Here is a 7,300-nt window from a genome sequence, read left to right on the forward strand (position 1 = left end):
AGAAACGGGTTTTCGGTATACGATTTTCGGTACAGGGCTATCATTTTTCAGTACAGCAATACATGGAGACGGTTTATCGCTGCATTACCGTAAACTAAAAACCGAAAACCATATACCGAAACTTACCCCTGCGCCAGCGCGAACGGAACGGGCTTGTCGAATACATCGGCAAGGGCGACGCGGGCCGCGTGGTAGCCACACATGCCGTGTACACCACCCCCTGGTGGCGTCGAGGAAGAACAAATATACAACCCATCCGCCGAGGTTTTATAGGGCGACAGGCTGATGACGGGTCGGGTGAAGAGCTGGCTAATGTCGATCATACCGCCGTTGATGTCGCCCCCGATGTAGTTGGGGTTGTACGTTTCCATCTGCACCGTGTTCATCGTGTGGCGCGCCAGAATACGGTCGCGGAAGCCGGGCGCAAACCGCTCGATCTGCCGTTCGATCACGTCCGTCTGATCAACCGTCGAGCCATTGGGTACGTGGCAGTAGGCCCAGGCGGTATGCTTTCCGGCCGGAGCCCGCGTATTATCGAACAGGCTTTGCTGCGCCAGCAGGACATACGGTTTATCGGGATGCTTACCATCCGCAACGGCCTGTTCAGCCGCCGTGATCTCGTCGAGCGTACCGCCGAGGTGAATTGTTCCGGCCTGCCGGCAATCGGTATTGGTAAACGGAATCGGGCCGTCGAGCGCCCAATCGACTTTAAAGACACCGAAGCCGTAGCGGTAGTTTTCCAGTTGTCGGCGGTAAAGGCCCGAAAAGCGATCACCAGCGATCTGGAGGATTTGCTTCGGTGTCAGGTCGAAGAGAACAGCCCGCGCCGGCGGAATATCCTGCATTGAGCGTACCATCCGGTCGGTCTCGATTGTCCCGCCGATGGACTGAAAATAGCCTGCCAGCGCGTTGGCGATCTGCTGTGAACCACCCACCGGCACCGGCCAATTGTGCAGATGCCCGGCCGCCATCAGTACCAGCGCGATCGCCGAAGTCGTCAGATTCGTCAGTGGCTGAATGGCGTGCGCAGCCATCCCGGCAAACAGCGCCTGCGCTTCTTCGGTCTGAAACCGTTTTGTCAGCAACGTAACCGGCGGCAGGGCACTCAGCCCGAAACTCGCCATGTCGACCGGGTGCTTTGGCCAGCGCAACGGCCCCAGTACGTCGCTCGCCATCGTCGGCCAGTCGTTCACAATCGGCCCCATCAGGCTGGCATAGGTCTTCCCGTCTTCGCCCAACCCGGTAGCCGTATCGGTCACCGATCCGCATAAAACAGCCGCCCGCCCGCCATCAAGGGGATGCGCAGCCGCAACGGGTGGACTGGTAAATGTCAGGCCGAAGTCAGCCAGTGGCAACGTCTGAAAAAAGGGTGAACCGACTCCCAGCGGATGGATGGCCGAGCAGACGTCGTGGTGAAAACCAGGCATCGTCAGTTCAGCCGTGCGCATGCCGCCCCCGACGGTCGGCTTTCCTTCCAGCAGCAGTACCCCCAGCCCGGCGCGTTGCAGCGTAATGGCCGCGCTCAGCCCATTCGGTCCCGACCCGACGACAACGGCATCGTAGTGCATAAGTTTTCGGTTTACGGTTTACAGTATTTGGTTTACGGTTGGCCACCGTGTAACGGACCACCGTAAACCGAATACTATAAACCGTAAACCCACCTATTACAGCGGAATGTTTCCGTGCTTTTTCTTGGGGATGGTCGCCACCTTATTTTCCAGCATGGTAAACGCCCGGATCAGCTTCTGCCGGGTTTGCTCAGGCATGATGACTTCATCGATATAGCCCCGGTTGGCCGCCCGGTATGGATTCGCGAATTTCTCCGTGTAGTCGAGCACTTTCTCCTGGAGCTTGGCCTGCGGGTCGGCAGCTTCGGCGATTTCACGCTTGAAAATGATTTCAGCGGCACCACTTGCGCCCATCACGGCAATCTCGGCGCTGGGCCACGCGTAGTTCAGGTCGGCACCGATGTGTTTGGAGTTCATGACGTCGTACGCGCCACCGTAGGCTTTGCGGGTGATGACTGTCACGCGGGGTACGGTAGCTTCGCAAAAGGCGTAAAGCAGTTTGGCCCCGTTGCTGATGATGCCGTTCCACTCCTGATCGGTGCCGGGCAGAAAGCCGGGGACGTCTTCCAGTACCAGCAGCGGAATATTGAAGCAGTCGCAGAAGCGCACAAACCGGGCGGCTTTCGTACTGCTGTTACTGTCGAGAACCCCCGCCAGTACCGCCGGCTGATTACCCACGACACCGATGCTCCGACCGGCAATACGCGCAAAACCGACGACGATATTCTCCGCGTAATTTTTATGCACTTCCATAAAGCTCCCCGTATCGACCAGTTCGTCGATGATTTCGCGCATGTCGTACGGCTGGTTAGCCCCGTCGGGAATCAGGCTGTTGAGCGCCGGACGGTTTTCGTCGGTCGACTCGTAGGGCAGGCGAATGGGATCGTCTTCGCAGTTCTGCGGGATGTAGCTGAGCAACTGCTTGAGCTGCTGAATGCAGGCCAGTTCGTTGGCACAGGCGAAGTGCGTCACGCCCGACTTGGTACTGTGGGTACTGGCCCCGCCCAGTTCTTCGGCCGTCACCTCTTCGTGCGTAACAGTCTTCACCACGTTTGGCCCCGTCACAAACATATAGCTTGTGTGCTCGACCATGAAAATGAAGTCGGTGATGGCCGGGCTGTAGACGGCACCGCCCGCGCAGGGGCCCATGATCGCCGACAGTTGCGGGATAACGCCCGACGCTTTGGTGTTGCGGTAAAAAATGTCGGCATAGCCCGCCAGTGACAATACGCCCTCCTGAATACGCGCGCCACCCGAATCATTCAGTCCGATAATCGGTGCGCCATTCTGCATGGCGAGGTCCATCAGCTTACAGATTTTTTCGGCATGCGTTTCCGACAGCGCACCACCAAATACCGTGAAGTCCTGCGCGAAGACGTACACCAGCCGACCGTCTACGGTTCCATACCCCGTCACGACGCCATCGCCGAGGTAGTGCTCTTTATCCAGGCCAAAGTCGCGGGTGCGGTGCATGACAAACTTGCCGATTTCCTCGAACGACCCGTCGTCGACCAGCAGGGCAATGCGTTCGCGGGCGGTCAGCTTTCCTTTGGCGTGTTGCGCGTCGATGCGTTTTTGTCCACCACCGAGTTCAGCTTCGGCATTTTTCTGGGCCAGTACTTCTGGTTTGGTTAGTTTATGGTCGTTGGGTTGCGGAACAGTTGCTGATGATACGGGCTGCATAAACAGGGTTTATAAAATCTAATTGCGTATTGGCAAAGTTAATTTTTACCGACTGAATCCAACGGTTTCGCCAGATTTTGTATCATCGAGCTGACAAATCCGCCCGTTCGTTCATGCACCTCCATCTACGCATTCCGTCGTTGTTGCTTGTCTGGCTCCTGATCGATGGCTGCTGGCGACCGGCACTACCCGAACCGCCTACCTCCGGCGACACATACCGCCCTGTATACGCGGCCGTTGCCGACATTCGGACCATACAGACCCTGCCTCCGCAACCGCTGCAAAATGCAGGCAAGATTTATATAAAAGATCAGTACCTGTTTATCAACGAAGTCGGGCGCGGCATTCACGTTGTCGACAACCGCAACCCGGCCAGGCCGGTACCCTTGTCGTTTGTATCGATCCCCGGCAATCAGGAACTCGCGATCAAAGACAGCATTCTTTACGCCGACAACGTACTCGATCTGGTGGCGCTCAACATCGCCGATCCGGCGACTGTGCGGGTAGTGAAACGAATAGAAAACGCCTTCCCCTACTCATCGTATCCGCTGGCAACGAACGTCCGGTTTGAATGTCCCGACCCGACGCGGGGTATCGTCGTTCGCTGGGAGAAGGCAACCGTCGACAACCCGGAGTGCTACCGTTAGTCCCGTTTTCACTATCCTCCACATTACGTCCGTCGACCCTTTATGCATCGTTTACTACTCGTTTTGAGCCTATTATTCCTACTGAGTTGCAACAAAGACGGTGGTAGCCCAACACCGGGAACAGGCATCGGTGGTTCGACGGCGCGCTTCACCGTCAGTGATAATACGCTCTACATCGTCGGCGCAACAAGCCTGCAGGCATTCGACATTACCAACAGCAGCAACCCGATACCGGGGGCCAAAACAACGGTCGGCATGGGCGTCGAAACGATTTTCCCTTACCGTGACAAGTTGTTTGTCGGCACTCAGACGGGCATGTTTATTTACGACATTACCCAGCCCGCCAGGCCAAAGCAGGTATCGGTTTACACGCATATTCAGAGCTGCGATCCGGTGGTGGCGCAGGGTAACTACGCCTACGTAACCCTGCGCAGCGGCACGAACTGCCGCAACCGGACCAATAACTCACTCGACGTCGTTGATTTCAGCGATCTGAACAACCTCAAACAGATCGGGAGTTACCCCATGAAAAATCCGCACGGGCTGGGTGTCGACGGGAAGTTGCTGTTTGTCGGCGAAGGAGAGTACGGCTTGCGGATACTCGACGTCAGCAATCCGGCGGTCGTGCTGCCCATTCAGTACATCGACTCGGTGAAAGCCTATGACGTTATTCCCTACCAGAACCGCTTGATTGTCACCAGTCCGGCGGGGATCAGTCAGTATAGCTACGCGACGAATCAGTTGACCCACCTCAGCACCCTACCCGTTCAACCATGATTCATCGTATACTGGTTGCTGGCTTGCTGCTGTCAGGGGCTGTCAGGGCGCAGGTCAACCCTACTGTGCCTGGCCCGACACGGTCGTGGGTACTGAAGGTTGCGCCATTGAGTCTGCTTGATCTCAGTAGTACAATTCAGGCTGCGGTCGAGGGTGTCGTAGCCCCCAATCAGTCGGTACAACTCGAACTGGGCTATGGCTGGCAGGCCATGAACCCCTGGCTGGCACCGAATCAGGAACGGTATAGTCGGTATGAGGTATGGCGCGGGCGGGCCGAATGGCGGTACTACTGGCGTGGCGGACAGGCTCCTTTCGGGACGTACACGGCAATCGAAGGGCTTTACAAACGGGAAAACGCGCTGGAGAAAGCGGTTACGGCGGTTTACGACGAACCGGGGCCGGTTCAGTATTACCGGCAATCTTCGTTGCCCATTTCCAAAGACGTATTCGGTATCAACGTAAAGATCGGGCGGCAGTTTCCGCTCCTGCCCAACGGGCGGCTGGTGTTCGATATTTATACCGGCCTTGGGCTGCGCGCCCGCACGATTCTGCGTACCGACCTGCCGAACGGCTATCAGCTAACGCGTCAGCCCATCGTCGACATTGGTCCGTTTACCACGTACGGCGGAGCATCATTGTTCAGCCTATCCGCCGGCTTCAAAATCGGTTACGCACTTTAATACACCACACATCCATGAAAAAAGCATTACTCTTTCTGCTCTTGAGCTTGATGGCTCCGCTCGCCCGGTGTCAGGATTCGACGCTTGTTTACCAGCACCCGGCGCGGTTCATCGTCAAACTCGCTCCCCTTTCGCTGCTCGATCAGGATGCAACCGTGCAGGCCGGGCTGGAATACCGACTTGGTCAACGAAAGTCGATACAGGGAGAGGTCGGCTACGGCTGGCAAACCCTGCCGCTGCTCGGTAGCGACCTGCGAAAATTTGCGGCTGCTGAGGTCTGGCGGGGCCGGGCAGAAATCCGCTTCTACTCGGGCCGATACCGCACTAACCAGCGGCAGGGTATCGCGATCCGAAGTAATTATCCGGTAGGCAATTACTGGGCAATCGACGGCTTGTTCAAGCAAATCAACGTGCAAAAAGCCGCGCAACCGGGTCGGATCGATGTAAATCCACCGGTCCCGATTGACGTAACCGGTCCGCAACTCATTCGCCGATATGTCATTGGTTCGCACGTAAAAGTTGGACGCCAGTTTGCCTTCTATGACCCCCAACGACGCATCTTTTCACGTGTGCTGCTTGACGTCTACGCGGGTGCGGGAATTCGCTTTTTCACCAATCAGGGCGCGGATCAGGTAACCGATCCAGCGTGCGGCTGCGGTATCGGACGCTCTTTTTATTACCGGGGTATTGGTGTTTCTCCCAGCCTGTCGGCCGGACTAAAACTGGGTTTTGCGCTCTAGTGCCGTTTGCAGACCTTTGTCGTACGCTCTTTCCCGTTTGCCACTTGGGTCGTTTTCTCCTTTACCTACTGTTGCTGGTCAGTGTCAGAACCGGGTTCGCTCAGCCGCTCGGCGGGCAGCGCGTTTTTTCGTTTCTCGACTTACCCACCCACGCCCGCGTGGCTGCACTCGGCGGGCAGGTCGCTACGGCTACACAACCCAGCGCGCCCTACTTTCAAAATAACCCCGCCCTCGCCGACTCCCTGCCCGCCAATCAGCTGTCGATCAGTCTGATGCCGTATCTGGCTGCGGCCAAGTATTACACGGTGCAGTACGGTCTGCCCGTAAAACCCCATGCCGATCGCCGGGCCAACTGGGCCATCGGCATGCAGTACCTCAGCTACGGACAGTTCGACCTGACCGACCCGGCCGGTAATAAACTCGGCACGTTTACGGCCAACGACTACGCGGTGGGGTTGACACACTCCCGAACGGAAGGAAATTTCACGCTTGGCGCGACGGTCAAAGCAGTGGGCTCATCGATCGAAACGTACTCGGCTTTCGGTCTGCTGGCTGATTTTGGTGGCGTATGGCGGCATCCGAAGCGTGAGCTGACGTTCGGGCTGACAGCAAAAAACGTAGGCTATCTGGTCAAAAACTACGGCCCGACCTCCGCCGATCTCCCGTTCGACTTACAGGCTGGCGTCACGTTCAAACCGCTGCATGCGCCTATTCGCCTGACGGTGACGGCCCACCACCTACAACGCTTCGACATCAGCTACAATGACCCCAACCTGAACGTACGTTACGACCTGAGCGGTAACCCAATCCCGACGACGATTAGCACGTTCGAGCAGGCCGCCCGGCATCTGAGTGTCGGCGCAGAACTGTTGCTCAGTCGTAACGTGCAGTTGCTATTCGGCTACAACCACCAGAAACGACAGGAAGGTCGACTGACGACGGGGAGCGCCACCGCCGGGATTTCCTTCGGGGCCATGGTACAGGCACGTGGATTTCAGCTTACCTACGCCCGCTTCTCCGCCGTCCCCACCGCCGGCACCAGTCAGCTTTCACTCAGCATCGACATCAACCGATTGGTACGGTAAACAAAATACCCCCCGTCCCCCTGAAGGCTAATCTTGTAGGGGTTTTGAAAACGAGTAAATTTGGTGACACAACCCCCAACAAAATGAGTGAATTCAGTCAGATGACACGCTTTCGGCCTC

7 protein-coding genes are annotated in these 7,300 nt (G+C 57.1%); 5 read left to right on the forward strand and 2 right to left on the reverse strand.

Translation table 11 applies throughout. The annotated features are described in order from the left end of the window. Positions 1 to 122 precede the first annotated feature (122 nt). Together CLV58_RS05260 and CLV58_RS05265 are read right to left on the reverse strand one after the other, a co-directional pair. Complete coding sequence (locus CLV58_RS05260) at positions 123 to 1,568, reverse strand: phytoene desaturase family protein (protein ID WP_106136715.1); 1,446 nt, start codon at positions 1,566 to 1,568, stop codon at positions 123 to 125. A gap of 96 nt (positions 1,569 to 1,664) precedes the next feature. Continuing rightward, positions 1,665 to 3,251 carry an acyl-CoA carboxylase subunit beta gene (locus CLV58_RS05265; RefSeq protein ID WP_106136716.1) on the reverse strand — a complete coding sequence of 529 codons (1,587 nt, stop codon included), beginning with the start codon at positions 3,249 to 3,251 and terminating at the stop codon, positions 1,665 to 1,667. A gap of 113 nt (positions 3,252 to 3,364) precedes the next feature. Between CLV58_RS05265 and CLV58_RS05270 the strand changes: the two genes are divergently transcribed. The 5 genes from CLV58_RS05270 (at position 3,365) to porQ (ending at position 7,180) form a co-directional block, all read left to right on the forward strand. Further along, positions 3,365 to 3,898 (forward strand): LVIVD repeat-containing protein, encoded by a 534-nt coding sequence (locus CLV58_RS05270; RefSeq protein ID WP_106136717.1) that lies wholly within the window; start codon positions 3,365 to 3,367, stop codon positions 3,896 to 3,898. Positions 3,899 to 3,961: 63 nt separating this feature from the next. Then, positions 3,962 to 4,675, forward strand: a complete 714-nt coding sequence (locus tag CLV58_RS05275) for an LVIVD repeat-containing protein (RefSeq protein WP_245882215.1) — start codon at positions 3,962 to 3,964, stop codon at positions 4,673 to 4,675. Further along, entirely contained in the window at positions 4,672 to 5,355 is a 684-nt protein-coding gene (locus CLV58_RS05280; RefSeq protein WP_106136719.1) for a DUF3575 domain-containing protein, read from the forward strand. Before CLV58_RS05275 ends, CLV58_RS05280 begins: the two co-directional genes overlap by 4 nt. A 14-nt stretch (positions 5,356 to 5,369) precedes the next feature. Next, complete coding sequence (locus CLV58_RS05285; protein ID WP_106136720.1) at positions 5,370 to 6,095, forward strand: hypothetical protein; 726 nt, start codon at positions 5,370 to 5,372, stop codon at positions 6,093 to 6,095. Between the two features lie 44 nt (positions 6,096 to 6,139). Further along, positions 6,140 to 7,180 (forward strand): type IX secretion system protein PorQ, encoded by a 1,041-nt coding sequence (gene porQ / locus CLV58_RS05290; RefSeq protein ID WP_146141368.1) that lies wholly within the window; start codon positions 6,140 to 6,142, stop codon positions 7,178 to 7,180. Positions 7,181 to 7,300 lie beyond the last annotated feature (120 nt).

Origin of the sequence: Spirosoma oryzae (assembly GCF_003002825.1) — a bacterium.
GTDB lineage: Bacteria > Bacteroidota > Bacteroidia > Cytophagales > Spirosomataceae > Spirosoma > Spirosoma oryzae.